This window comes from Variovorax sp. EBFNA2 (assembly GCF_033802765.1).
In the GTDB taxonomy this organism is placed as follows: domain Bacteria; phylum Pseudomonadota; class Gammaproteobacteria; order Burkholderiales; family Burkholderiaceae_C; genus Variovorax; species Variovorax paradoxus_H.
The window spans coordinates 6,409,342-6,434,244 of the sequence record NZ_CP138496.1; the positions used below are offsets into that span (position 1 = coordinate 6,409,342).

Annotated in this window: 25 protein-coding genes; 10 read left to right on the forward strand and 15 right to left on the reverse strand. The window is 67.1% G+C overall.

Translation table 11 applies throughout. The annotated features are described in order from the left end of the window. Positions 1 to 62 precede the first annotated feature (62 nt). Together RZE79_RS30175 and RZE79_RS30180 are read left to right on the forward strand one after the other, a co-directional pair. Positions 63 to 653: a hypothetical protein gene (locus RZE79_RS30175; protein ID WP_319358173.1), complete on the forward strand. Its 591-nt coding sequence runs from the start codon at positions 63 to 65 to the stop codon at positions 651 to 653. Positions 654 to 668: 15 nt separating this feature from the next. Next, positions 669 to 1,268, forward strand: coding sequence for a hypothetical protein (locus RZE79_RS30180; RefSeq protein ID WP_319358175.1), 600 nt, complete (start codon positions 669 to 671; stop codon positions 1,266 to 1,268). 70 nt (positions 1,269 to 1,338) lie between these two features. Here the strand turns inward: RZE79_RS30180 and gap are convergent, their stop codons facing one another. Continuing rightward, complete coding sequence (gene gap / locus RZE79_RS30185; protein WP_099794203.1) at positions 1,339 to 2,340, reverse strand: type I glyceraldehyde-3-phosphate dehydrogenase; 1,002 nt, start codon at positions 2,338 to 2,340, stop codon at positions 1,339 to 1,341. Positions 2,341 to 2,404: 64 nt separating this feature from the next. Further along, entirely contained in the window at positions 2,405 to 4,504 is a 2,100-nt protein-coding gene (locus RZE79_RS30190) for a transketolase (protein WP_319358178.1), read from the reverse strand. 148 nt (positions 4,505 to 4,652) lie between these two features. On the opposite strand from RZE79_RS30190, the gene RZE79_RS30195 reads away from it, so the two are divergent. From RZE79_RS30195 to RZE79_RS30215, 5 genes are read left to right on the forward strand one after another with little or no spacing between them, the layout of a single operon-like run. Then, positions 4,653 to 5,042: an S-adenosylmethionine decarboxylase family protein gene (locus RZE79_RS30195; protein WP_153281429.1), complete on the forward strand. Its 390-nt coding sequence runs from the start codon at positions 4,653 to 4,655 to the stop codon at positions 5,040 to 5,042. A 14-nt stretch (positions 5,043 to 5,056) separates the two neighbouring features. Continuing rightward, positions 5,057 to 5,767 (forward strand): nucleotidyltransferase family protein, encoded by a 711-nt coding sequence (locus RZE79_RS30200; RefSeq protein ID WP_319358181.1) that lies wholly within the window; start codon positions 5,057 to 5,059, stop codon positions 5,765 to 5,767. Continuing rightward, positions 5,764 to 7,161 carry an aminopeptidase P N-terminal domain-containing protein gene (locus RZE79_RS30205; RefSeq protein ID WP_319358183.1) on the forward strand — a complete coding sequence of 466 codons (1,398 nt, stop codon included), beginning with the start codon at positions 5,764 to 5,766 and terminating at the stop codon, positions 7,159 to 7,161. Before RZE79_RS30200 ends, RZE79_RS30205 begins: the two co-directional genes overlap by 4 nt. Before the next feature lie 45 nt (positions 7,162 to 7,206). Next, the gene (locus tag RZE79_RS30210; RefSeq protein WP_319358185.1) at positions 7,207 to 7,569 is read left to right on the forward strand and encodes a hypothetical protein; all 363 of its coding nucleotides are present in this window, start codon (positions 7,207 to 7,209) and stop codon (positions 7,567 to 7,569) included. Continuing rightward, positions 7,569 to 8,024 (forward strand): hypothetical protein, encoded by a 456-nt coding sequence (locus RZE79_RS30215; RefSeq protein ID WP_319358187.1) that lies wholly within the window; start codon positions 7,569 to 7,571, stop codon positions 8,022 to 8,024. The genes RZE79_RS30210 and RZE79_RS30215 overlap by 1 nt, the downstream gene beginning before the upstream one ends. Before the next feature lie 31 nt (positions 8,025 to 8,055). Here the strand turns inward: RZE79_RS30215 and RZE79_RS30220 are convergent, their stop codons facing one another. The 12 genes from RZE79_RS30220 to RZE79_RS30275 all read right to left on the reverse strand — a co-directional run bounded on the left by RZE79_RS30220 (position 8,056) and on the right by RZE79_RS30275 (position 20,145). Continuing rightward, positions 8,056 to 8,394 (reverse strand): DUF3325 domain-containing protein, encoded by a 339-nt coding sequence (locus tag RZE79_RS30220; RefSeq protein ID WP_319358189.1) that lies wholly within the window; start codon positions 8,392 to 8,394, stop codon positions 8,056 to 8,058. Continuing rightward, a complete protein-coding gene (locus tag RZE79_RS30225) occupies positions 8,394 to 10,043 on the reverse strand; it encodes a PepSY-associated TM helix domain-containing protein (protein WP_319358191.1) in 1,650 nt (549 codons plus the stop codon). The genes RZE79_RS30220 and RZE79_RS30225 overlap by 1 nt, the downstream gene beginning before the upstream one ends. After that, positions 10,040 to 10,429: a DUF3649 domain-containing protein gene (locus RZE79_RS30230; protein WP_373696520.1), complete on the reverse strand. Its 390-nt coding sequence runs from the start codon at positions 10,427 to 10,429 to the stop codon at positions 10,040 to 10,042. The genes RZE79_RS30225 and RZE79_RS30230 overlap by 4 nt, the downstream gene beginning before the upstream one ends. 72 nt (positions 10,430 to 10,501) lie before the next feature. After that, positions 10,502 to 11,854, reverse strand: a complete 1,353-nt coding sequence (locus tag RZE79_RS30235; protein ID WP_319358193.1) for an esterase-like activity of phytase family protein — start codon at positions 11,852 to 11,854, stop codon at positions 10,502 to 10,504. A gap of 69 nt (positions 11,855 to 11,923) precedes the next feature. Further along, positions 11,924 to 12,403 (reverse strand): DUF2269 domain-containing protein, encoded by a 480-nt coding sequence (locus RZE79_RS30240; protein WP_319358195.1) that lies wholly within the window; start codon positions 12,401 to 12,403, stop codon positions 11,924 to 11,926. Then, entirely contained in the window at positions 12,400 to 12,783 is a 384-nt protein-coding gene (locus RZE79_RS30245; protein ID WP_319358197.1) for a DoxX-like family protein, read from the reverse strand. The genes RZE79_RS30240 and RZE79_RS30245 overlap by 4 nt, the downstream gene beginning before the upstream one ends. After that, positions 12,780 to 13,907, reverse strand: a complete 1,128-nt coding sequence (locus RZE79_RS30250) for a saccharopine dehydrogenase NADP-binding domain-containing protein (RefSeq protein ID WP_319358199.1) — start codon at positions 13,905 to 13,907, stop codon at positions 12,780 to 12,782. Before RZE79_RS30250 ends, RZE79_RS30245 begins: the two co-directional genes overlap by 4 nt. Then, entirely contained in the window at positions 13,904 to 15,526 is a 1,623-nt protein-coding gene (locus tag RZE79_RS30255) for an FAD-dependent oxidoreductase (protein ID WP_319358201.1), read from the reverse strand. Before RZE79_RS30255 ends, RZE79_RS30250 begins: the two co-directional genes overlap by 4 nt. Before the next feature lie 117 nt (positions 15,527 to 15,643). Next, entirely contained in the window at positions 15,644 to 17,200 is a 1,557-nt protein-coding gene (locus RZE79_RS30260) for a polyamine aminopropyltransferase (RefSeq protein ID WP_373696521.1), read from the reverse strand. Further along, positions 17,197 to 17,415, reverse strand: a complete 219-nt coding sequence (locus RZE79_RS30265) for a DUF350 domain-containing protein (protein ID WP_153281419.1) — start codon at positions 17,413 to 17,415, stop codon at positions 17,197 to 17,199. Before RZE79_RS30265 ends, RZE79_RS30260 begins: the two co-directional genes overlap by 4 nt. A gap of 66 nt (positions 17,416 to 17,481) precedes the next feature. Further along, on the reverse strand, positions 17,482 to 18,960 hold the full coding sequence (locus RZE79_RS30270; protein ID WP_319358203.1) for a DUF4178 domain-containing protein: 1,479 nt from the start codon (positions 18,958 to 18,960) through the stop codon (positions 17,482 to 17,484). Between the two features lie 135 nt (positions 18,961 to 19,095). Then, positions 19,096 to 20,145: an SPFH domain-containing protein gene (locus tag RZE79_RS30275; RefSeq protein WP_095747359.1), complete on the reverse strand. Its 1,050-nt coding sequence runs from the start codon at positions 20,143 to 20,145 to the stop codon at positions 19,096 to 19,098. Positions 20,146 to 20,321: 176 nt separating this feature from the next. Here RZE79_RS30275 and RZE79_RS30280 point away from each other — a divergent pair, with 176 nt between their 5' ends. The 3 genes from RZE79_RS30280 (at position 20,322) to RZE79_RS30290 (ending at position 23,740) form a co-directional block, all read left to right on the forward strand. Beyond that, positions 20,322 to 22,670: an NADP-dependent malic enzyme gene (locus RZE79_RS30280; protein WP_319358205.1), complete on the forward strand. Its 2,349-nt coding sequence runs from the start codon at positions 20,322 to 20,324 to the stop codon at positions 22,668 to 22,670. 180 nt (positions 22,671 to 22,850) lie between these two features. Beyond that, entirely contained in the window at positions 22,851 to 23,264 is a 414-nt protein-coding gene (locus tag RZE79_RS30285; RefSeq protein ID WP_319358207.1) for a ribonuclease domain-containing protein, read from the forward strand. A gap of 50 nt (positions 23,265 to 23,314) precedes the next feature. Continuing rightward, positions 23,315 to 23,740: a barstar family protein gene (locus RZE79_RS30290; RefSeq protein ID WP_095747788.1), complete on the forward strand. Its 426-nt coding sequence runs from the start codon at positions 23,315 to 23,317 to the stop codon at positions 23,738 to 23,740. 370 nt (positions 23,741 to 24,110) lie between these two features. On the opposite strand, the gene rsmA is transcribed toward RZE79_RS30290, so the two are convergent. Further along, the gene (gene rsmA / locus RZE79_RS30295) at positions 24,111 to 24,878 is read right to left on the reverse strand and encodes a 16S rRNA (adenine(1518)-N(6)/adenine(1519)-N(6))-dimethyltransferase RsmA (RefSeq protein ID WP_319358209.1); all 768 of its coding nucleotides are present in this window, start codon (positions 24,876 to 24,878) and stop codon (positions 24,111 to 24,113) included. Between the last annotated feature and the right edge of the window lie 25 nt (positions 24,879 to 24,903).

Genomic DNA, 24,903 nt, shown 5'->3' on the forward strand with positions numbered 1-24,903 from the left:
CCTGCTACCCTCGCGCCGGGGAGAAGAAGACATCTCATCTCGGACGAGGGGAGGATCAATACATGGCGATCGTCTTCAGACCGCTGGGTCTGCGCTGGCGCATGGGCGCGCTCCTGCTGGCTGCCCTGGCCACGGGCTGCGCACAACTCGGCGCGCCGCCCTATGCCGCCGATTACGAGGCGCTCGACCGGCTCGAGGCCCACACCCCCGGCAAGGTCGCGGTGGGCAAGGTGCAGCCGACCGACCCCAACGACACCGTCAACACCTTGCGCCTGCGCCGCGCCAGGCTGGTGTCGCCCAGCGGCACTTTCGCCCAGTACCTGGAAGACGCGCTGATGCGCGACCTGAGCGAGATTTCGGTCTACGACCCCAAGGCCCCAACCCGCATCGCGGCGCGCATCCTCGTCAATGAACTCGACCTGGGCGTGGTCAACGGCTCCGGCCGCATGGACGTCGAAGTCACCGTCACGCGCAACGCCGCGCAGAGGCTGCGCAAGACCTACCGCGGCGAGATCGCCTTCGATTCGAGCTACGCCAACATCGTGGCCGTGCCCGCCGGGCAGGCCGCGTACCCGCGGCTGGTGCGGGCGCTGCTGCGGCAGGTGTATGCCGACCCGCAATTCGTCGCGGCCATTGCGCCGTCTGCGCCGTAAGGCCGGAGAAGCACCATGTCGTTTCTTTCTTCTTCTCCGATCCCCCGACTGGCCGCAGCGCTGGCCACCGTCGTGCTGCTGGCGGGCTGCTCCCACCCGATCACGATGATCACCGAGACCGCACCTCCGCGGTCGACGGCCCACCTCATTCCCAAGAAGGTGGCCTACGTGATGACCGATGCGCAACGCGATCTGCAGGTGATCACCGCCGGCGGCAGCGGCGACCGCGTGAGCTACTACCCGTACCGCGACTTGGAAAAGTCGATCCGCGATGCGCTGCGCGCGGTCTACCGCAACGTGGTCGTCCTGCGTACCGCGGGCGATGCCAAGGCCAACGAGGCGACCGGCATCTCGCTCGTGTTCACGCCGCAGATCAAGACCGATTCGAGCTCGTCCTCATGGATCACCTGGCCGCCCACCGCGTTCACGGCCGAGGTGGCCTGCGTGGTGACGGACACCGCGGGCGCCGAGGTCACGCGCGTGCGTGCGGTCGGCAACGGCACGGCGGAGTTCGGCGAGTTCAACGGTGACTACGGCCTGGCCGCACGGCGCGCCGCCACGCGCATGACGGCGCAACTCAGCAGCGAGATACGGCGCAACGAGAAATTGCGCTGAGCAGTTCAACAACCATTCGCCCAAGAAAAAACGCGCCCGAGGGCGCGTTTTTTATGGAGGCCGCGAAGTCTTACTTCGACACGACCTTCACCATCTCGAGGCACTTGTTCGAGTAGCCCCATTCGTTGTCGTACCAGCTCACGAGCTTCACGAAGGTGCTGTCCAGGGCGATGCCGGCTTCGGCGTCGAAGATCGAGGTGCGCGGGTCGCCGCGGAAGTCGGTAGCGACGACCTTGTCTTCGGTGTAGCCCAGCACGCCCTTCAGCGCGCCTTCGCTCTGTGCCTTCATTTCGGCGCAGATCTCGGCGTAGGTGGCTTCCTTCTCCAGCTCGACCACGAGGTCGACCACCGACACGTCGGAGGTCGGCACACGGAAGCTCATGCCCGTGAGCTTCTTGTTCAGCTCGGGAATCACCACGCCCACGGCCTTGGCAGCGCCAGTGCTCGAAGGAATGATGTTTTCCAGGATGCCGCGGCCGCCGCGCCAGTCCTTGTTGCTCGGGCCGTCCACGGTCTTCTGCGTGGCGGTGGCAGCGTGCACGGTGGTCATCAGGCCGCGCTTGATGCCCCACTTGTCGTTCAGCACCTTGGCCAGCGGGGCCAGGCAGTTGGTGGTGCAGCTGGCGTTGCTGATGATGGCTTCGCCGGCGTACTTCTTGTCGTTCACGCCGTAGACGAACATGGGGGTGTCGTCCTTCGAGGGGGCCGACAGGATCACCTTCTTGGCGCCTGCGTCGATGTGCTTCTGCGCGGTTTCCTTCGTGAGGAAGAGGCCGGTCGATTCGAGCACGATGTCGGCGCCGACTTCGTTCCACTTGAGCTGCGACGGGTCGCGCTCTTGCGTCAGGCGGATCTTCTTGCCGTTCACGATCAGCGTGTTGCCTTCGACCGTCACTTCACCCTTGAAGCGGCCATGCACCGAGTCGTACTGGAGCATGTAAGCCAGGTATTCCGGCTCGAGCAAGTCGTTGATGGCAACGATTTCGATGTCGTTCTTGAAGTTCTGCACGGCTGCGCGCAGCACGTTGCGACCGATGCGGCCGAAGCCGTTGATACCGAGTTTGATAGCCATCTGACTTGCTCCTAAGGTTGAAAAACTTTTTGATCGGACGGGAAGCGGACGAACCGCGCGACGCTCAGTCGCGCAGGGCCGCTTCCACGGTGGCGGCCACGTTCTCCGCCGTGAAACCGAAGTGCTTGAACAGCACGGGTGCGGGGGCCGACTCGCCGTAGCTGTCGATGCCGACCACGGCCGCGCAGCCGTACTTCCACCAGCCGTCGGTGCAGCCCATTTCGACCGCGACGCGCGGGATCTTCTTGGGCAGCACGGCCTTCTTGTAGGCCAGGTCCTGGCGGTCGAAGGTGGTGGTCGAGGGCATCGACACCACGCGCACGGCGATCTTCTTGTCGGCCAGCAGCTTCTGGGCGGCCAGTGCGAGCTGCACTTCGGAGCCGGTGGCGATGATGACGGCGGCCGTCTTCTTGTTCTTGAGGCCGACGTTCTCGGGCTCGGACAGCACGTAGGCACCACGGCTGATGTCGCCCAGGTCGCTCTTGGCGGCGTAGGCGATGTTCTGGCGGCTCAGCAGCAGCGCGGTCGGGCGCGTGGCGTTCTGCAGTGCGACAGCCCAGGCCACGGCGGTTTCGGCCGTGTCACCCGGACGCCAGACATCGAGGTTGGGAATGAGGCGCAGCGAGGCGGCGTGCTCGATCGACTGGTGCGTCGGGCCGTCTTCACCCAGGCCGATGGAGTCGTGCGTGAACACGTGCACCACGCGGCGCTTCATGAGCGCGGCCATGCGGATGGCGTTGCGGCTGTAGTCGCTGAAGGTGAGGAAGGTGCCGCCGTAGGGGATGTAGCCGCCATGCAGCGCCACGCCGTTCATGATGGCGGCCATGCCGAATTCGCGCACGCCGTAGTTGATGTGGCGGCCGATGGTGCCGTGCGGCGGCTCGACGGGCGCGGGTGCGGCCTCGTCTTCGGCGCCCTGCTTGGGTTCCACGGCCGGCACGTTCATGACCACGGCGCCGGTCTTGGCGTCGAAGCGCAGCGCGGCGGTGCTCTTGGTGTTGGTGAGGTTGGAGCCCGTGAGGTCGGCGCTGCCGCCGAGCATTTCGGGCAGCGCGGCGGTGAAGGCTTCCAGCGCGAGCTGGCTGGCCTTGCGGCTGGCCACGGTTTCGCCCTTGGTGTGGGCGGCGACCACGGTGTCGAATGCGACCTGGTGGAAGTTCTTGGGCAGCTCGCCCTTCATGCGGCGCGTGAACTCGGCGGCGAGTTCGGGGTACGCGGCCGTATAGGCGGCGAAGGTGTCGTTCCAGGCGGCTTCGGTCTTGGCGCCTTCGGCCTTGTGGTCCCAGTCGGCGTACACCTCGGCCGGGATTTCGAAGGCAGGGGAGGGCCAGCCGATGGCTTCGCGCGTGAGGGTGATTTCTTCGGCGCCGAGCGCCTCGCCGTGCGCCTTGGCGGTGCCGGCGCGGTTCGGGCTGCCCTTGCCGATGGTGGTCTTGCAGACGATCAGCGTGGGCTTGGTCGCTTCCTTCTTGGCCTTGGCGATAGCCTTGGCCACTTCTTTCGCGTCGTTGCCGTCGATCGGGCCGATGACGTTCCAGCCGTAGGCCTTGAAGCGCTCTTCGGTGTTGTCGATGAACCAGGGCTTGACCTGGCCGTCGATGCTGATGCCGTTGTCGTCGTACAGGGCGATCAGCTTGTTCAGGTGCCAGGCGCCGGCCAGGGCGCAGGCTTCGTGGCTGATGCCTTCCATCATGCAACCGTCGCCCAGGAAGGCGTAGGTGTGGTGGTCGACGATGGCCAGGTCCTTGCGATTGAACTCGGCGGCGAGCAGCTTCTCGGCCAGCGCGAAGCCCACGGCATTGGTGATGCCCTGGCCCAGCGGGCCGGTGGTGGTTTCGACGCCGGGGGTGACGTCGACTTCAGGGTGGCCGGCGGTCTTGCTGTGCAGCTGACGGAAGTTCTTGATCTCGGCCAGGGGCAGGTCGTAGCCCGTGAGGTGCAGCACCGCGTAGATCAGCATCGAGGCGTGGCCGTTGGACAGCACGAAGCGGTCGCGGTCGAACCAGTGCGGGTTGGCGGGGTTGTAGCGCAGGTGCTCGCCCCACAGGGCGACGGCCATGTCGGCCATGCCCATCGGTGCGCCCGGATGTCCGGAATTTGCTTGTTGAACGGCATCCATTGCCAGCGCGCGGATCGCGTTGGCCATCAGGGCTTGGTTTGCCATGGGCAGTGGGCTTTCGGGGGAAAAGGGTGGGTAGGGGATACGGGAGAACCCGAGATTTTACCGGGCGAGCCGCGCCCGGCCTCGATACAGGGCCAACACCCCGCTGATGCTCTCTTGTGTCGCAGGCACGCTGCTAGAGTTGCCCCCCATGCAAGGGCTGCACCTCACCGCCGATCTCCACGACTGCCAATGCGGCCTCCAATGGCTCACCGACGGGCGCGCGCTCGGCGAGGTCTGCACCAAGGCCGTGGCCGCCGCGGGGCTGCAGGCCGTGGGCAAGCTGGTCCACGGTTTTCCGGCCACGCCGCAGGGCCCGGGCGGGGTGACAGCCACGCTGCTGCTGGCCGAATCGCACCTGTGCATCCACACCTGGCCCGAGCAGCGCGGCGTGACGCTCGACGTGTACGTCTGCAACTTCGGTGCCGACCACTCGGCCAAGGCGCATGCGCTGATGGCCTGCCTGGTGGCACTGTTCCAGCCCCGCCACAGCGAACGCAACGAGCTGCAACGTGGGCGTGTGGCCGGGTCGGTGCGGTGATGGCGGTGCGCGCGATGATCCTGGCCGCCGGCCGCGGCGAACGCATGCGGCCACTGACCGACACCCGCCCCAAGCCCCTGCTCGAGGTGCGCGGCAAGCCGCTGATGCAGTGGCCGATGGAAGCACTGGCCGAGGGCGGCTTCACCGAGCTGGTCGTCAACACCGACTGGCTCGGCGCGCAGGTCGCCGCCCGGTTCGGTGCGAACCCTGTGCTGGCGGGCCATGGCGCGCTGTCCATCTCCTATTCCGACGAAGGCCGCGACTTCGGCGGCGCGCTCGAAACGGCCGGCGGCATCGTGCGCGCACTGCCGTTGCTGGGCGAGGTGTTCTGGGTCGCGGCCGGCGACGTGTTCGCGCCCGACTTCCGCTTCACGCAAGCCGCCGTCGACCGCTTCCTGGCCGGCGGCAAGCTCGCCCACCTGTGGCTGGTGCCGAACCCGGCGCACAACCTCAAGGGCGACTTCGGCCTCTCGGCCGACGGGCTCGCGCTGAACCAGGCGGCCGACAAATACACCTTCTCGACCATCGGCCTGTACCGCGCCGCGCTGTTTGCGCCGCCGTACTGCAGCATCCCGGCGGGCAACCCGGGCGGCATCAAGGCCCCATTGGCCCCGATCCTGCGCGCGGCGATGGACAATGAACAAGTGAGCGCCGAGCTCTACACCGCCCCCTGGACCGACGTGGGAACTCCCGAACGGCTTGCCCAACTGAACACGCCAAGATGACCTCCGCAGACACCGCCACGATCTACGCCGAGCGCCGCGCGCGCCTCGCTTCGCAACTGGGCAAGGACGGCATCGCCATCGTCCCGACCGCGCTCGAGCGCCAGCGCAACCGCGACAGCGACTTCCTGTTCCGCCACGACAGCTATTTCTACTACCTGACCGGCTTCACCGAGCCCAATGCCTGGCTGGTGCTGGCAGGCGACGGCCGCGCCACGCTGTTCTGCGCGCCGAAAGACCTCGAACGCGAGATCTGGGACGGCTACCGCCTCGGCCCCGACGCCGCCCCCGCCGCGCTGGGCGTGGACGAGGCCTTCTCGGTCAACGACCTCGATGCGAAGTTGCCGAAGCTGCTCGAGAACCGCTCCACCGTGTGGTTCCCCTTCGCCACCCACAAGGGCCTGGAAACCCGCATCGACGGCTGGCTGCAGTCGGTACGCGCGCGCGTGCGCTTCGGCGCGCTGTGCCCCGAAGAACAACGCGACCTGTGCGGCCCGCTCGACGAGATGCGCCTGGTCAAGGACGCGCACGAGCAGGACATCATGCGTCGCGCCGCACAGATCAGCGCCCGCGCCCACATCCGCGCGATGCAGCTGTCGGCGCGCATGCTGCGCGAGGGCAAGGACGTGCGCGAGTACCACCTCGACGCCGAGCTGCTGCACGAGTTCCGCCTGGGCGGCTCGCAGTACCCGGCCTACGGCTCCATCGTCGCGGCCGGCGCCAACGCCTGCGTGCTGCACTACCGCGCCGACGCCGCGCCCGTGCGCAAGGGCGAGCTGGTGCTGATCGACGCCGGTTGCGAACTCGACGGCTACGCCAGCGACATCACCCGCACCTTCCCGGCCGACGGCAAGTTCAGCGGCCCGCAGCGCGCGCTGTACGACCTGGTGCTCGCCAGCCAGGACGCCTCGGCCGCCGCCACCAAGGCCGGCAACCGCTTCAACGACCCGCACGACGCCGCCGTGAAGGTGCTCGCGCAGGGCATGCTCGACCTGGGCCTGCTCGACGGCAACAAGGTCGGCAGCGTCGACGACGTGATCGACTCGCGCGCCTACTTCCAGTTCTACATGCACCGCACCGGCCACTGGCTGGGCATGGACGTGCACGACTGCGGCAGCTATGTCGAACCCACGCAGGTGGGCGAGGTGAGCGAGCGCAAGGACCCGCTGTCGAACGAACTCATCAAGAACCGCCCGAGCCGCATCCTGCACCCGGGCATGGTGCTGACGCTGGAACCCGGCATCTACGTGCGGCCCGGCGAAGGCGTGCCCGAACAATTCCACAACATCGGCATCCGCATCGAGGACGACGCGATCGTCACGGCCACGGGCTGCGAACTGATTTCGCGGGGCGTGCCGGTGAAGGCGGATGAGATCGAGGCGTTGATGCGGGGGTGATGGCCCGGTTCGGGCATTGCGCAAAAGAAGAAAACGGGAGAAGACGTGGCGAGAGTATTTGGAAGATGGGCGTTTGCATGGGTACCGGCACTGGTCGTGCTGGCGGGGTGTTCGGTCTCTGCGGACACCGTTCGCAAATCGCCGGCTCGCGAGATCAAGGAGATCGAGGCCAGCAAGTCCGACGTGGCCGCATGCCTGGCCCGCAAGCTGAAAGAGACCTCCTACGAAGTGACGACGAGCACAGACTCGGTCGCCCTGCGGGCAGGTGGCATCACCATGCGCGTTTTTGACCTGGAGGAGTCAGCGCATGGCACCCTGGTCACCATGTTTGTGGGGTCGCCGTTTCACGTGACGCAGAGCAAGAACCTGCTCGAGGAATGCAAGATTCAATTGGAAGGGAACAAGTAATGGATGCCATCCAAAGCACCATGTCGCGCTGGCTCTGGGTATGGATGTCGTCCCTTGCGATCCTGCTCTCCGGGTGTGCCGCCGACCTCACGACATCCAGCAAGAAGATTCCTCCGGACGTTCGCAAGATCTACGTGCAAACGATCGAGGGCGATGGCTACAACGTCGACCGCGTCATTGCGCAGCAGTTGAAGTCGATGGGGTACACCGCCGTGGTGGGGGCTGCCGCCAAGCCCAGCGAGCCGATGGATGTGATCCTGACCTACAACGACCAATGGTCCTGGGACATGTCCATGTTCCTGTTCAAGCTCACCATCAAGGTTCGCGATCCCCTTTCTGGAAAACTGATCACGGCGGGTGAAGTTCGCCGCACCTCGTTCGCCAGGACATCTGCCGAGGAGATGGCTCGCGAACTGCTGGAAGAACTGTTCGAGAAAACAGACAAGAAGACCTGAGCGGGGGCTTGCCTGTCGCGGCGGCAAGCAATCAGAGGCAGAACAGCAGGCTGAGGAACGCAACGCCCCCTGCGGCAGAAGCGATCCAGTGAAAGCGATGCGGCAACCCGCTCAACAACCCCACCGTCGCCAGCGCCGCCGCAGTCAGCGCCCCGAGCCACAGCACCCAACCCACCGACCCGCCCGCTGCCTCCAGGCTGGCCCACAGCGACAGGCACAGCAATGCAGTGCCCCCGAGCTGCAGCCATCGGCGCCAGGCGCCCGGCGTGCTGCCGCGGCCGAAGACGTCTTCGCTGTGGCGATCCATCGCGAGGCTCAGCGCGCAGAAGCCGGCCAGCGAGGCCGCGAACACCAATCCGAGCAGCGGCATCACGACCCCTGCCCCGAAGCAGCGAGTTCGGTCGGCGGCGGCTTGACGGCCTTCTTGGGCGCCGCCAAAGCCTTGCGGCGCTTGCGCTCCACCAGCCAGGTCGCACCCGCGAGCCCCAGGCCGAGTGCGATCGCCACGAGGTCGAAACCCGCCACCGAACTCGGTCCGCTGCGCAGACTGACCGTGAGCGGCGCGGGGCCGGTGAAGGCGTTGAGCACGGGCAGCAGCGCGAACAGCAGCGCGCCGAGCGCGAGCTGCGCCTGCCACATGCGCAGGGTCGGACGCAGCAGGCCCAGCACGGCGGTGGCGCCCCAGACGATGAAGAACCAGCGGATCTCGGCCTCGTTGCGGCCGGCCACGTCGACCGGCAGCAGGCGGTTGGCCCAGAAGAAGGCGGCCATGGCCACGGGCAGGCCGGCGATCGCGCCGAGGTTCAGCCCGTCGACCAGCCGCAGGCCGAAGCCGATGCGCCCGCCCTGCTTGAGCGTCCTGGCGTATTTCTGGCGCTCCTTCACGGCCCACAGCAGCAGGCCGGTCGCCACCATCAGGCAGCCTGCGAGGCCCGAGACGAAGAACAGCGCGCGCAAGAGCGGATCGGCAAAACGGCCGATGTGCAAACCGTAGAGCACGCCGCGCGTCTCGGCCGCGGCCTTCGGCACGTCGCCGAAGGTGCCGATGAGCGCGCCGGTCGTGCCGTTGAACTGCATGGAAGGCTGTTCGTACGACAGGTGCCGGCCCTCGGCCCGCGCGATCGAGACCACGGCGTTGGCGTCGTTGGGCTGGTGCACCACGATGCGGCCGACGGGCGCGCCGTCCCAGTGGGCCGTGGCCTGCGCCACCATCGGTGCGAGGGGCGCCAGCGCGGCCTTGGTGCCCGAGGGCTTGACCTGCGTGCGCGCGCCGCCCGGGAAGGCCTCGGCGAAGAAGGTGTCGGTGCCGCCGTGCGCCTTGTAGGCCACCTGCGGCCCCCACGGCATGTACATGAACATCAGCGTGACCAGCCCGGTGTAGGTGATCATGGCGTGGTACGGCAGCGCGAGCACGGCGGTGACGTTGTGCGCGTCGAGCCAGCTGCGCTGGCCCTTCTTCGGACGCAAGGTGAAGAAGTCCTTGAAGATGCGCTTGTGCGTGACGATGCCGCTGACGATGGCCACCAGCATGAACATCGCGCAGAAGCCGACGATCCAGCGTGCCCAGATCGCGGGCATGTAGTGCAGGTCGAAATGCAGGCGGTAGAAGAACTCGCCGCCGCGCGTCTCGCGCGGCGCGGTGATCGCCTGGCCCGTGGCCGGGTCGAGCGCGGCGCGGTCGAAGCTGCGGCGCCGCTCCACCGGCGGCGAACCGGGCGGTGGCGGCGGCTTGATCGACAGCACCCCGACCGAGGGCTCGCGCGCGGTCGGCAGCGTGATGAACCAGCGCGCCGCGTTACTGGCGTTGCGGTTCAGGTAGGCCGCTGCGTTCTCGGCCGCGACCGATTGGGTCACGCTGCCGTGCGAAATGGCATGCAGCTCCGGCTTCATCCAGAAGGTGATCTCGTCCTTGAAATACGACGCCGTGCCGGCCGCGAACACCATGAAGAGCACCCAGCCGACCAAGAGGCCCGACCAGGTGTGCAGCCACGCCATCGACTGGCGGAATCCGTCCTTCATGCGGCGCCTCCGCCGCCCTGGGTCCACAGCAGCAAGAGCAGGCCCTGCAGCGCCGCCGCGATGGCGAGGCCGGTCCAGGCGCGCCACGCCGAGCGCGCCGCGAAGACCCACATCACGGCCACGGCGTAGACGAGGAAGGAGGCCAGCGTGCCGGTCAGCGCGGCTTCGCTGCGCGCCATGCCGAAGAGGGCGGGCAGGCCCAGCGCGAGCACGGCGGCCGACAGCGCGGCGACACCGTAGCCGCCCGCGATGGCGGCCACGGCCCGCGACGCCACGCCCATCCGGTAACGCACGCCGGCGCTCACGACGAGCGCCGCACGGCGTGCAAGGTCGTTCGGAAATTCATGGGACAGAGGGAGAGGAGAAACCTGGAGAATGAGAATCATACTCATCTTCTAGGCTTTTCCCGCCCCCCATCCCGCGCGCGGGGCCTTGAAAGGCGGGCGCCGCCGTGCGCCTTACTTCGCCTGCAGCAGCGCGCCGGCCTCGAGCAGCACCAGCTCGTTGTCGTCGGCCTTGTTGGGCTCGCGGCTGCTGGAGAAGGGCAGGTTGTTGTCGTTGCCGACCACGATGTGCGTGGCGTCGACCACATCGACGTTCTCGATCGTGAAAAACGGGAACTTGAGCACGCCGTCGTTCAGCGGCTTGCGCGCCAGCTTGTTCGGGTCGGCGATGTTGAGCAGGTCGATGTAGCCGATCTTGCGCAACGCGCCGCCAACGTTCGCATCGCTCAGCTCGACCTTGTAGACGCGCTTGAACTTCGCGAGGTCGTGGAAGCAGTCGGTGCGCTTCTGGCCTTCGGGGCAGGCCTTGTCACTCGTGCCTTCGCCGTTGTCGCGCTCGATGATGAGGCCCGTGGTGCCGTCGATCATGTTGAAGTCGCCGATGGCGTGGCTGTTGGCTTCGAGCGGGTACTTCCAGTGGCGACCCGTCCATTTTTCAGAGGCCACGTCGAACTCCAGCACGCGCAGCGCCTCCTTGCCGTCGAGCTTCTCGTAGTCCTTCGTCTCGGCGTTCCATACCGGGCCTTCGAGCAGCGCGTACAGCTTGCTGCCGTCCTTCGACGAGGCCATGCCTTCGAAGCCCTTGGAGCGCTTGATCTGGAAATCGACCGCGCCACCCGGTGCGCCCGGCGTGGTCACGGCCGGATGGTCGGGCGAGCGCACGGCCTTGCCGTCGACCTGCGTGTCGAACACCGCGAGCACCTTGCCCTTGAGGTCGGCCTTGATCAGGAAGGGACCGAACTCCTCGCCGATCCACAGCGCGCCGCCTGCGAACTGGAAGCTCTCGGGGTCGAAGTCGGAGCCCGTCAGGTAGCGCTGCTTCGTGCCTTCGTGGACGATGCGAAACGGCACCTTCTTGTCGGGGTCGTGCAGGAAGATCGTGTTCAGGCGGTTGAACTTGCCGCTCTTGAAGTCCACCTTGTAGTGGTTCAGGTAGAGCATGAAGTCGGGCGAGTTGGCCTTCGCGCCGGCGCCGTTGTCCGTGAGCACCCAGAAAGAGCCGTCGTCCATCTTCTTGATGCCCGAGTGGCCCTGCAACGGCTGGCCCTTGAAAGGCACCGACACGCCCGTGCCGCGACCGGCCGAGAGGCCTTCGACCGTGCCCAGCGCTTCGACGCGCTTGCCGGTCGTGAACTTGCCGCTGGCCTGCAGGTCGGCCGGCGCCTCTTTCGGTGCGGCGACAAAACTCTGCGCGGGCAGCACGACGTGGCCGGCGAGCGTGGCGGGGAAGACGGTCTGGGCCACAGCGCCGCTGCAGGCGAAGGCCGCAGCCAAGGCGATCAAAGAGAGGGGAGCGAGACGCGTCATGAGCGAGAAAGGTTTCAGTCGAAAACGCGAGACCTTGCCGGCCAGGCGTGACGCCGCCATGACATCCGCTCAGGAGAACGACAACTGCGGCTTGTTCACCATCAACCAGAACACGACCGCCATCGCCACGAACGCCGGATAACCCAGCAGCTCCCAGTAGCGCTGGTAGCGTAGATACAGCGGCGGCAGCGGCATCACCTCGCGGTGCGCGTGCGCCGCAAGAGCCGCCATGCGGATCTGCAGCCACACCACCGGCAGCCAGCACGCCCCTGCGAACAGGAAGAGCCCCAGCGACAGCGCAAGCCACGGCGTCGACAGCGGCCAGCCCGCCATGTGCGCCAGCGCGAAGCCGGTGAGCGGCTGCAGGATGACCGTCGGCGTGGTGAACCACCAGTCGGCGCGCACCACCAGCCGGCTCACCACCGCCTGCGCCGGCACGCTGCCGCTGCGGTTGGCAAAGAACATGTAGAAGGCCGACCCCAGCCCCGTGCCGACCATCAGCACGCTGGAGACGATGTGCAGCCACTTGAGGACGAGGTAGGTGTTCATGGCGTCGTGCGTCGGTACAAATGCCAGAGCAGCGCGGCAATGGGCAGGTTCTTGAGCAGCGGACCGAGCGGGTGCAGCCACAGGCCTGGCTGCAGCACGGTCGCCACGAGTGTCATGGCGAGCATCAGCGCAAAGGCGGCGAGGTAGACAGTGCGCCCGGGCCGCAGCCACAGCGCCAGGCCGATTGCAAGATCCGCGGCTGCACCGCCGACGATCAGTGAATGCACCAGCCAGAGCGGCGAGGCGATGCCTGCGTCGGCCAGCACGCGACGGCTCTGGCCGTCGAGTTCTAGGATGCTGGCGACGGCGGTGAACAGCCAGACCGCGACGAGGCTCAGGCGCAGCAGGCGGTCGTTGTCGTTCGCAGCAGGGCGTGTCATGGCGCAGTCGACGCTTCGTCGATCACATCCGTCACCATGCCCCAGCGCGCGAACTCGGGGTCGAACTCAGGCAGCGTGAGCAGGCCGGCACAGGCATGCGCGCCCACCGGCAACGCGTCACCATGCGCGAGCCGGCGCGCCAGCAGGATCGCGGCCATGCAGGGAATCTCGGGGCCGTGGTTGTCGTCGGCCGCGATGTGCCAGGCGCGGCGTGCGACGGCGCCCTGCGCATCGATGCCTTCGACGCGCACCACCATGCCGCCGAGCGCGGTACCGAATGCATCGAACACGCCACCTGTCGCATGCAGCAACGGCGCCAGCTTCTGCGGCGCGCGCAGCAATCCCAGGCGGCGCAGGAAGGCCAGGAAGGCGAAGGCGTGCTGGGTCAGGCCGACTTCGAGTGCCGCACGGAACATGACCGACTGCACGCCGGCGTAGCGCGCGGGAAAGAGTTCGAGATCGGGGATGTCGCACAGGGCGCCGCGACGCGGCTTCATGCGGGCGAACTGCACCTTCGCGGGATGGGCCCAGCCGGGCTGCTTGGTCCATCGGCCGCCCTGCCAGACGCGGATCGGTGCGCCGCAGTAGGCGAGCACGCTCGCGAGCGTGGCTTCGCCGCGCGGTGCGCCCTGTGCCGGCGCAATGCAGATGTCGATGCTGCGCAGGCTTTGCCAACCGGCGGCGAGGTGATCGACCACCGCCGACGACAGTGCCGGCACGGTGCTGGCGCCGGCCACGGCGGTGCGGCCTGCACGGCGGAAGGCGGCGTCCATCGCGGCGGGAAAGTCGCAGACGAAGCGCCGGCCGTCGGCCAGGTCGATGTAGTGCGCGCCGGCGACCGCCACGGCCTGCGGCACGCGGTAGTCCTGGCCCTGGAACGGGCCGGCGGTGTGGATGACGAGGTCCACGCCCAGGAAGCCCAGCCCCTGCGCGAGATCGGGCGACTGCGCATCGATGCGCACACCGCGCGCACCGCGCCCGGGACCGCCCAGCGATTGCGCAAACGCCGTGGCCCGCTCGAGGTCGCGCCCGCCGACCCACAGCTCGATGCCCGCGTCCTGCGCCAGCGCGCGGCTGATGCGCGCGCCGAAGTTGCCGTAGCCGCCGAGCACCAGCGTCTTCATGCGAGGTTCGCTCCAGCGATGTGGCCGCGCGTGAACGCTTCCTCGAAGATCGAATAGCCCGACCAGTCCGCGTGCGCGAACGACAGCCGGCCCGCGGCCACGCGGTCGCCGTGCGCGCCGATCTGCGCGAGCAGACCGGGCCGCGGGATCGACATGGCGTGGCCGTAGCGCGTGATCTCGACGCGCGTGGCGAGCGCGGGCAGATCGGGGTGCGGCACCGACAGCTCGGCCAGCAACTCGTCGCGCCATGCGGTCCATGGGCGCTCGAGCAGCAGCTGCCGGCCGTCGCCGGTGTCGTAGCTGCTCGGGCCCAGCGGGCGGTACCAGCTGAGCACGGTGCCGCGCGGCGTGGGGTCGAGCGTCTGGTGGCGCGCATCGACGTAGCCGAGGCCGCGCGTGCCGTAGATCACGTTGTCCCAGCTCGGCGCGGCGCCGACGCGGTCGGCCAGCGGCCCGCGCAGGTGCACGTTGGCGACCAGCCACGGGGCGTAGCGCACATGTGCGGCAGCGCTCGTCAGCAGCGGCGGCGGGTTCTCCACCACGCGCGCGGCGATGAAGACGGGCAGCGCGACGATGCAGCGCTCGGCCTGCCAGCGCACCATCGATTTCGATGCGGCATCCCACGCGTCGACCTCGACGCCGCCGCGCCCTTCGGCGATGCGCATGACGACCTGGCCGGTGCGCAGGCGCTCGCCCAGCGGCGCGGCCAGCTGTTTCGTGAGCCAGCCGTTGCCTTCGGGCCAGGTGAGCACGCCGTCGCGATCGGGGTTGCTGTCGCTGCCACTGTCATGGGTGCTCCCGCTCGCGTCGCCCGGCGCATGGAAGCCGTGCCGGCTCGCGAAGTAATGGATGCCGGCCCAGGCCGACACCTGCGCGATGCCGGCGCCGTAGTCGTCGCGGCAGCAGTAGTCGAGGTACCAGCGCAGGTGGGCGTCGTCAAAACCTTCGCGGTCGAGCCAGCCCGCGAAGGGCACGGCGTCGAGCGCGAGCAGCTCGGGCGTGACGGCGAAACGCAACGTGGGAATGGCGAAGTGCGCGGCGTGCTGCAGCGCGTCGATGCGCTGCGCGAAGCGGCGGTATTGGGCGTGCGTGGCATCGCCGACGTCGTGCACGGGGAGCAGCCCGTCCTGCCATTCGCCGCGGAAGAACAGGCGCTCCTGCGGGCTGTGGCAGAGGTGACGCTCGTCGTAGGTCCAGCGGCCGGCCACGCGGCGGCGCAGGCCGAGTTCTTCCAGCAGGTCCTGCACCTCGTGCGCGTCGTCGCCGGGCGTGGGCAAATAATGCGCGCCGAGCGGACAGGCGATGCCGCCGACCGCGCCGCCGCGCGCGTTGCCGCCGGCAGTGTCTTCGAGTTCGAGCAGCGCGAAGTCGTCGATGCCCGCAAGGCGCAGCGCGCGCGCCGCCGCAAGACCGGCCACGCCACCGCCCGCGATGACGACGCGGGTGCGCTTGACGGTCGCCGGGGATTGCGACCTGAGCGAGCCTTCGCGCATGGCGTGGCCGCGCGCGACATCGACACCGGTGAAGCCGCCGTCGATGGACGGCGGCGGTGCCTCGCAGCCGGCCAACGCCAGGGCGCCTGCACCGGCAGCGACGCCAAGAAAGCCACGACGCCTCATGGCACCCGGTTCCTTCGTGGAACACCGCGGAACCGGCTTTGCCGGGCCGCAGGTGTTGCCCCCGGTAGGGGGTTGGCGAAGCGACACGAAGTGCGCGCAGCCTGGGGGCGAGCCATATCAGTGCGCCATGACCTTGCCCCACTCCTGTTCGTAAGTGGTGACGAGGGTCTGGTTCGACAGGCGGTTCACTTCGGTTGGCACGCGCACCATGTCGAGCGGAAAGTCGAACATCAGGGGCAGCGTCGCAGGCGTGAGAAAGCGCATGCCGCCCGGCAGCGCATCGGGCAGCCGGTAGGGCCGGCGGCTCGCGATGATGTAGCCCCATTCACCGAAGCTCGGCACGTGCGCGTGGTACGGCGTGGCCTTCAGGCCGACCGACTCGATGGTGGTCGCCACGGTCCAGTAGCTCTTGCGCGCCACCAGCGGCGAGGTGGTCTGGATCACCGCGTAGCCGCTGGCCGACAGGCGCCGGTCGAGCAGCGCATAGAAGCTGTTGGTGTAGAGCTTGCCGATGGCGAAGTTGGTGGGGTCGGGAAAGTCGACCACGATGACATCAAACGTGTCTCCGTCCTGCTGCAGCCATTGGAACGCGTCGGTGTTGACCACCTTCACCTTCGGCGACGAGAGCGCGTGCCCGTTGAGCGCGGCCAGCGTTTCGTGCGTGGTGAAGAGCTGCGTCATGTTCGGATCGAGCTCGACCAGCGTGACCGACTCGACCGAGGGGTACTTGAGAACTTCGCGCACCGCCATGCCGTCGCCGCCGCCGAGCACGGCGACCTTCTTCGGCGCACCGTGCGCGGCCATCGCGGGGTGCACCAGCGCCTCGTGGTAGCGGTACTCGTCGCGCTCGGCGAACTGCAGGTTGCCGTTGAGGAACAGCCGGTGGCCCAGTGCGCCGCGCGTGACCACGATGCGCTGGTAGGGCGAGCTGGCGCTGAAGACGATGTGGTCCTGGTAGAACTTGTCTTCCGCCAGCGTGGTGATGTGGTCGGCGCCCCAGAAGGCGCCGATGAGCGCGGCCAGCGTCAGGAAGCACGCCGCCGCATGCGCGCCGGCGCGGCGCAGTTCATGGCGGAACAGCCACAGCGCCCACACGGCCACCGCGGCGTTCATCACGCCGAACAGCAGGCCGGTGCGGATCATGCCGAGCTGCGGCACAAGGATGAGCGGGAATGCGACCGACACGGCGAGCGCGCCCAGGTAGTCGAAGGTCAGCACCTGCGACACGAGGTCCTTGAGCACGATGTTGCGCTTGAGGATGCGCATCACCAGTGGAATCTCGAGCCCCACCAACGTGCCCACCACCACCACGAGGCCGTACAGCAGCAGCCGGAACGCGCCCGGCACATAGGCGTTGGCCAGGAACAGGATGGCCGGCAGCGCGCCGCCGATCAGCGCCACGAGCAGTTCGATGCGAAGGAAGTGCGCCGGCAGCTGCCGCTCGAAGTAGCGCGAGAGCCACGAGCCCACGCCCATGGCGAACAGGTAGGTGCCGATGATGGTGCTGAACTGCAGCACCGAGTCGCCAAGCAGGTAAGAGCTCAGCGCGGCCGCGCTCAGTTCATAAACCAGACCGCACGCGGCGACCACGAACACGCTGGCGAGCAGCGCGATCTCGACGGGTTGCGGCCCCCGCGCCTCCGGGGTGCGCGCGGGCAGGGCCGCGTCGCTCAATGGATTGCAGCAGCCACGATGACGCTGATGCCCAGGCTCATGGCGGCCACGACCAAAGCCAGCGCCATGTTCTGCTTCTCGACGATCTCGCCCCACAGGTCATAGGGGGTGATCTTGTCGATGATCAAAAAGCAGATCCAGAAGACCGCCACGCCGATCAGCGCATACACGAGCGATCCGAGGACCACGCCCGGTTTCAGCCATTCAATTCCCATGGGGACCTCCAGTCGTAGCAATAAAGAGAGAAGTGATGAGAGAGGAGCGCCTGCGCGCGATCTTCGTCATTTGTGGCTGCCGCCGCTCGAGTAGCCGCCGTACGAACCGCCCGAACTGCGGTAGCCGCTCGAGGAACCGCTGCAGTTGCTCATCATGATCAGCACGAAGATGATGACCACGATGACGAGGATGATCGTGCCGCAGCCCATGCCGGACGCGGCGCTCACGGGCAGCGCGTCGCCGCGCAAGAACAGGTCTTTCTTGGCGTCGAGCTTGAAGGCCGTGGCCACAGCGCCGCTGTCGATCTTGCTGCCCGACGACCACGTCAGCTCGTTGGCCGAGCGCTCCATCGAAAGCAGCGCGCCGCCGCTCGCAAAGTCGCGGTTGAAGGTTTTCTGGTCGCGCTCGACCTGCCAGTAGAACTCGCCCGCCACGTAGGTGGTCTCGGCGTTGTAGGCGTACTGCTGCTGGTAGCGCTTGTTGAGGTAGGTGGCGGTGGTGCCGTTCTCTGCCATCACGGGCGCACCGGTGGTCGGCTTGACCATGCTCCAGCCGTCTTCGGCATCGACCAGGAAACTGAAGCCGCGCTTCTTGTTGTAGAGCAGGTACTCGTCCCAGCCGAACTGCTCGTCGTCGCCGGGCTCCTGGCCCATGCGGTGCTTGAAGCCCACCACCTGCCACTGCGCGCCCTGCAGCTGGCCCACGCTGCCCAGCGCGATGAGCGGGCGCACCGGCTCGTTCTGCTCGGCGTGCTTGAGCTCGCCGCCGATGCCTTGCGACAGGTCGATGATGCTGTTGCACGAGCCACAGGTGATGCTCTTGCTGTCGGCCAGGTTGACCGTGACGGGCGAGCCGCAGTTGGGGCAGTTGAAGCTGCGGCCCTTTTCGTCCTTCGCGGATTCGTCGCGCAGGCCCGTGAGTTGCAGGTCGTCGAGCTGCACCGAGCGGCCGAGGTACGCGGTGGGCTTGGCGGTGCCGTAGTCGATGCTGAGCACCAGCCCCTTGTCGTTGCGCAGCTCGACCATCGCGAACGGCTTGCCGAGCTCGGGCAGGTGCGGCAGTTCGCCCTGTGCAGAGGTCAGCGCCACCTGTTCGTTGGAAGCGACGGTGTAGCTCTGGCCGGCGAAGGCGGTGGTGGCGCCCACGCGCAGGTCGACCGGCGGCGGCGCGGCGCGCTGCAGGTCGAAGGGCAGCGCAAAAACGTAGGCGCCGTTGTCCTCGCTGAGGACGCCGGTGCGGTCGCCGTCGAGTGCAGCGATCCACTCGGTCCAGCGGCCACCGGGATAGGTGTACTGCAGGCGGCCGATCAGCGTGAAGGGCTTGTCCTGGATGCGGCCGGCGGCGAACAACTGCAGCGGGCTGAAGTCGTCGAACAGCTCGGCCATCTTGCCGGTGCGCGCGAGCGTGTCGCCCTGGCGCACGACGGTGCTCTGGCAGTAAGGACAGACCGCGTGCGTCGATTGCGCCGAGCGGAATTCGACCGGCGCGCCGCAGCCGGGGCAGGGCGCGCGGTAGTAGCGTTGGTTGCCGGTTTCCTCAGCCATGGCACACGGCAGAAGACACGACGGCAACAACGAACGAGGCGGGAGACACCACCGCGGCACCGGCTACGCCGGCCCGCAGGCATCGCCCCCTGCAAGGAGCGGGGAAGAGCGACACGAAGCGCGCGAAGCCTGGGGTCAGACCAGCTTCTTGAGCAGTTCGGCCTTCTTGGCGTCGAACTCTTCCTGCGTGAGGATGCCCTTGGTCTTGAGCTCGCCGAGCTTCTCGAGCGTGGTCATCACGTCGGCGGCGCTCACCACGGCCACGGCCGGCTGTTGTGCCGTGGCCGCAGCCTGGGCCGCCGCGTTCGGGCTCAGGCCCTGTGCGAGGTTCTGCGCCAGCACCTGGCCGAGCGCCACGCCGGCACCCAGGCCCATCGCGTCGCCCGCGATGCCGCCACCACCCGCTGCACCTTCGGCGAACTTGGGAATGGCCTGCGCCGTCTGGTACTGCATGAACTTGCCCATGTCGTTGCCGACCATGCCCATGCCGATCTTCTGGTCGAGGATCTTCTGCAGCTCTTCGGGCAGCGAGACGTTCTGGACCGTGATGTTCTCGAGCTTGATGCCGATCTTCTCGAACTCGGGCACCAGCTGGGTGGCCAGCGCGGTCGCAAACTGGATCTGGTTGGCCGCCAGGTCGAGGAAGGGCAGGCCGCTGGAAGCGATGGCGTTGCTGATGTTCTGCAGCACCAGCCCACGCAGCTGGCCGTCGAGGTCGGCCACGGAGTAGATGTCGCGCGTGCCGGAGATTTCGGTGTGAAACAGCTTCGGATCGCCGATACGGAAGCTGTAGTTGCCGAAGGCGCGCAGGCGCACGGCGCCGAAGTCCTTGTCGCGGATCGTGATCGGCTGGGGCGTGCCCCACTTCTGGTCGACCTGCTGGCGCGTGCTGAAGAAATAGACATCGCTCTTGAAGGGAGATTCGAAGAGCTTGTCCCAGTTCTTCAGGTACGTGAGCACGGGCAGCGTCTGCGTCGTGAGCTTGTACATGCCGGGACCGAACACGTCGGCCACCTGGCCTTCGTTCACGAACACGGCCATCTGCGATTCGCGCACGGTGAGCGAGGCGCCGTTCTGGATTTCCATCTCGGCCATCGGGAAACGCCAGGCCAGCGTGCCATCGCCGGACTCGGTCCACTGGATGATGTCGATGAACTGTTTCTTGATGAAATCCATCAGGGCCATGGTCGTTCCTCTCGAGATGTTGTCGGTTTGTGTCCCAGCCGCACATATTGCCACAGGGCTTTGACGGCGCCCCGTGCTTTTGGTCATGCCTGCCACCGGCCATGCGGCGCAGGGCGGTATGGACCCAGGTCTACAATCGGCGCCCCCAGAAGAAGCGCCACCAGGAGCAACGGCACATGTCCGATTCGACCGCATCGTCCCCTTCGACCCCCACCCCGGAAGACAAGCGCGCCCTGTTGCGCCGTGCCGCCCTCGAGTACCACGAGTTTCCCGTTCCCGGCAAGATCGCCATTGCGGCGACCAAGCAGATGGTCAACCAGCGCGACCTGTCGCTGGCCTACTCGCCCGGCGTGGCCGCGCCCTGCGAGGAAATCGTCAAGGACCCGGCCAACGCCTTCAAGTACACCTCGCGCGGCAACCTCGTGGGTGTCATCAGCAACGGCACCGCCGTGCTGGGCCTGGGCGACATCGGCCCGCTGGCCTCCAAGCCGGTGATGGAAGGCAAGGGCGTTCTCTTCAAGAAATTCGCCGGCGTCGACGTGTTCGACATCGAGATCGACGAGAAGGACCCGGTCAAGCTGGTCGAGATCATCGCGTCGCTGGAGCCGACCTTCGGCGCCATCAACCTGGAAGACATCAAGGCCCCGGACTGCTTCTACGTCGAGCGCGAGCTGCGCAAGCGCATGAAGATCCCGGTGTTCCACGACGACCAGCACGGCACGGCCATCACGGTGGCGGCCGCCATGCTGAACGGCCTGAAAGTGGCCGGCAAGAACATCGCCGAAGTGAAGCTGGTCACCTCGGGCGCGGGCGCCGCGGCGCTGGCCTGCCTGAACCTGCTGCTCAAGGTGGGCCTGAAGCGCGAAAACGTGTTCGTCACCGACCTGGCCGGCGTGGTCTACGAAGGCCGCGAAGAGCTGATGGACGACGACAAGCGTCAGTACATGCAAAAGACCGACATGCGCAAGCTGTCGGAAGTGATCGCCGGTGCCGACGTGTTCCTCGGCCTGTCGGCCGGCGGCGTGCTGAAGCCCGAAATGGTCGCAAAGATGGCCCCCAAGCCGGTGATCTTCGCGCTGGCCAATCCGAATCCCGAGATCGCGCCCGAAGACGCCCATGCGGTGCGCAACGACGTGATCATGGCCACGGGCCGCACCGACTACCCGAACCAGGTCAACAACGTCCTGTGCTTCCCGTACATCTTCCGCGGCGCGCTCGACTCGGGCGCCACCACCATCACCGACGAGATGGAGATTGCCGCGGTGCACGCCATCGCCGAGCTGGCCCAGGCCGAGCAGAGCGAACGCGTGGCCGCCGCCTACGTCGGTGAAAAGCTGAGCTTCGGCCCCGAATACCTGATTCCGAAGCCCTTCGACCCGCGCCTGATGATGAAGATCGCGCCGGCCGTGGCCAAGGCGGCCGAGGAAAGCGGTGTGGCGCAGCGCCCGATCAAGGACATGGACGCCTACCGCGACAAGCTGCAGAGCTTTGTCTACGCCTCGGGCACCACCATGAAGCCGATCTTCGATGCCGCCAAGCGCGCACCGAAGAAGCGCGTGGCCTACTGCGAAGGTGAAGAAGAGCGCGTGCTGCGCGCCGCGCAGATCGTGGTCGACGAAGGCCTGGCGCGCCCGACGCTGATCGGCCGTCCGGCCATCATCGCCCAGCGCATCGAGAAGTTCGGCCTGCGCCTGAAGGAAGAGCTCGACTACGACGTCGTCAACGTCGAGCAGGACCACCGCTACCGCGACTTCTGGCAGACCTACCACCGCATGACCGAGCGCAAGGGCCAGACGGTGCAGACCGCCAAGATCGAGATGCGCCGCCGCCTCACGCTGATCGGCGCGATGCTGCTGCACAAGGGCGAGGTCGACGGCATGATCTGCGGCACCTGGGGCACCACGCTGATCCACCTGCACTACATCGACCAGGTGATCGGCAAGCGCCCCGGCGGCTGCGAAAGCACCCCGCAGGACGTGCCGGTGTATGCCTGCATGAACGGCCTGCTGCTGCCCGACCGCCAGGTGTTCCTGGTCGACACGCACGTCAACTACGACCCGACGCCCGAGGAACTGGCCGAGATCACGACCATGGCGGCCGAGGAAATGATGCGCTTCGGCCTCAAGCCGAAGGCCGCGCTGCTGTCGCACTCCAACTTCGGCACCAGCAACGAGCCCAGCGCCATCAAGATGCGCCGCACGCTCGACCTGCTGCGCGTGCAGGCGCCCTGGCTCGAAGTCGACGGCGAAATGCACGGCGACGTGGCGCTGGACAGCAAGCAGCGCGCGGTCGTCATGCCGCACAGCGCGCTCGCCGGCGACGCCAACCTGCTGGTGTTCCCCAACATCGACGCCGCCAACATTTCTTACAACTTGCTCAAGACCGCCGCCGGCGGCAACATCGCCATCGGCCCGGTTCTGCTCGGCGCGGCCAAACCTGTGCATATTCTCACGGCGAGCGCCACTGTTCGCCGCATTGTGAACATGACAGCCTTGACAGTGGCCGACGCAAACGCCGAGAGATAGGCCATTTGACGAGAGTGGACGCCAACTTAAGGCGTCGCTTTCCGTCCTCGCGACTGCTCAAACTTTGGGCAGTCGCTTGCTATTTTCGCCAGCGTGGTGCACACTCGCGGGCTTGAATTTGCGGGTTAACCCCGAGGTTGAGCGCAGTTCAAACCCCCCGCTCTTTTCTTGTGGTGCCCCATGGCGGCTTACGCCTCGATCACGTCCTCTGTCACTAAGTTTGCGCTCACCAGCTTGATGCTGGTGGCTCTGACGACGGGGGCCGAGGCCCGCGGATGGTTCGGCGCCGAGAAAACGTCCACCGAGGCATCGATTGCCCTGACCGATCTCCCGGTCCAGGGCCAGCGAACCTACCAGGCCATCCTTGACGGTGGCCCCTTCCGGTACGACAAAGACGGCACGGTATTCGGCAATCGCGAACGCATCCTGCCAGCGGCACGCCGCGGGCATTACCGCGAATACACGGTGCCAACGCCCGGCGCGCGCAACCGCGGTGCCCGGCGAATCGTTTGCGGTGGCGAGCAGCGCACGGCACCCGAGGCCTGCTGGTACACGGCGGACCACTATGCGAGTTTCAGACGGATTGCGCCATGAGCGATGACAACGACCTGAGCGGCGCCCCGAAGCGCCCCGACGAGATGATGATGACTATGGAAAGACCAGCGGATATGACCTTATCCCTTCGAGCCGTACGCCCGAACATCGTGCAATCGATCCGCGCGTTCCGCGTGAACGACCTGCAGGATGCCGCCAATGCGGCCGGCCAGCACTTCCTGTATGCCAACCTGGGCAACGCCCAGACCAAGCAGGACGTGCTCGACCTGATTGCCCAGCAGTTCACCTTCCCGGCGCACTTCGGCAAGAACTTCGACGCGCTGTACGACTGCATGACCGACCCGTTGCATAAATCGGGCCCGCAGCCTGGTTTCGTCATCGTGCTCGAACAGATTCCGGCCAACGCCAAGTTCGACAAGGAAGCGCGCGAGCAACTGCTCGACATCTTCCGCGACGCTTCGGACTACTGGGGCGATCGCAAGGTCCCGTTCCGCTGCTTCTATTCTTTTCTGTAGCCCGTTCTGCATCCACCAGCCAAGCAGAACGGGCGAACGAGGCTCAGCCCACCGCTGAAACCCTCGATGGCATCGAAGTCAACCCTGCCGCCACGGCAGCAACCGCTGCGGCCACCGCCGCCAGCACCGAGCCGGCCGGCGAAAAAATGCCGACCGACAAGCTCGTCGACGTGTCGCCCCTGGCGTTGCGCATGAGCAGCCCCTTCAACGCGGGGTACTGGCTGGCCGCTGCCTAACCAGGCTCACCCCCCGGCGGCGCGCACTTCGTGTCGCTTCGCCAACCCCCTTCCGGGGGCGGCGCCTGCCGACCGGCAAAGCCGGATCGGTGGCACCCTGGAAAAGAAAAATGCCCGTCATCGACGGGCATTTTTCATGGAGGAACGGCCTGGGCCAGTGCAACGTATTCGGCCACCGGCACTTCCTCGGCGCGGCGCTGGATATCGAATTCGCCCGTGAAGCCGTGCTCCCCAAGCCACTTGCCCAGCGTGTGCCGCAGGATCTTGCGGCGCTGGCTGAAGGCCACCTGCACGATCTCGCCGAGCCGCGCTGCATTCACCACCGGCGGCTGCGCGAGCGGCACCATGCGCACCACAGCGCTGTCCACGCGCGGCGGCGGATCGAAACTCTCGGGTGGTACGAACAGCACGTTTTCCATGGCGTAGCGCCACTGCAGCATCACGCTCAGACGGCTGTAATCCGACGTGGCGGGCCGGGCCACCATGCGGTCGATCACTTCCTTTTGCAGCATGAAGTGCTGGTCGGCGATCAGGTGGGCGTAGCCCAGCAGGTGAAACAGGATCGGCGTGGAGATGTTGTAGGGCAGGTTGCCGACCACGCGCAGCGGCTTCGGCTGGGCCTTGGCCGCGAGGTCGGCAAAGTCGACCTTGAGCACGTCGGACTCGATGACATCGAGCTGCGGATGCTCGCGCAGCCGCTTGGCCAGGTCGCGGTCGAGTTCGATGACCGTGAGCCGGCCAAGCCGTTCGACCAGCGGCTGCGTGAGCGCCGCCAGCCCGGGCCCGATCTCGACCATCGCATCGCCGGGCTGCGGCGCAATCGCCTGCACGATCCCGTCGATGATCCCGCCGTCGGACAAGAAGTGCTGCCCGAACCGCTTTCTTGCAATGTGTTGTGCCATCGCGGCCTAGAACGCTGCCGCGGCC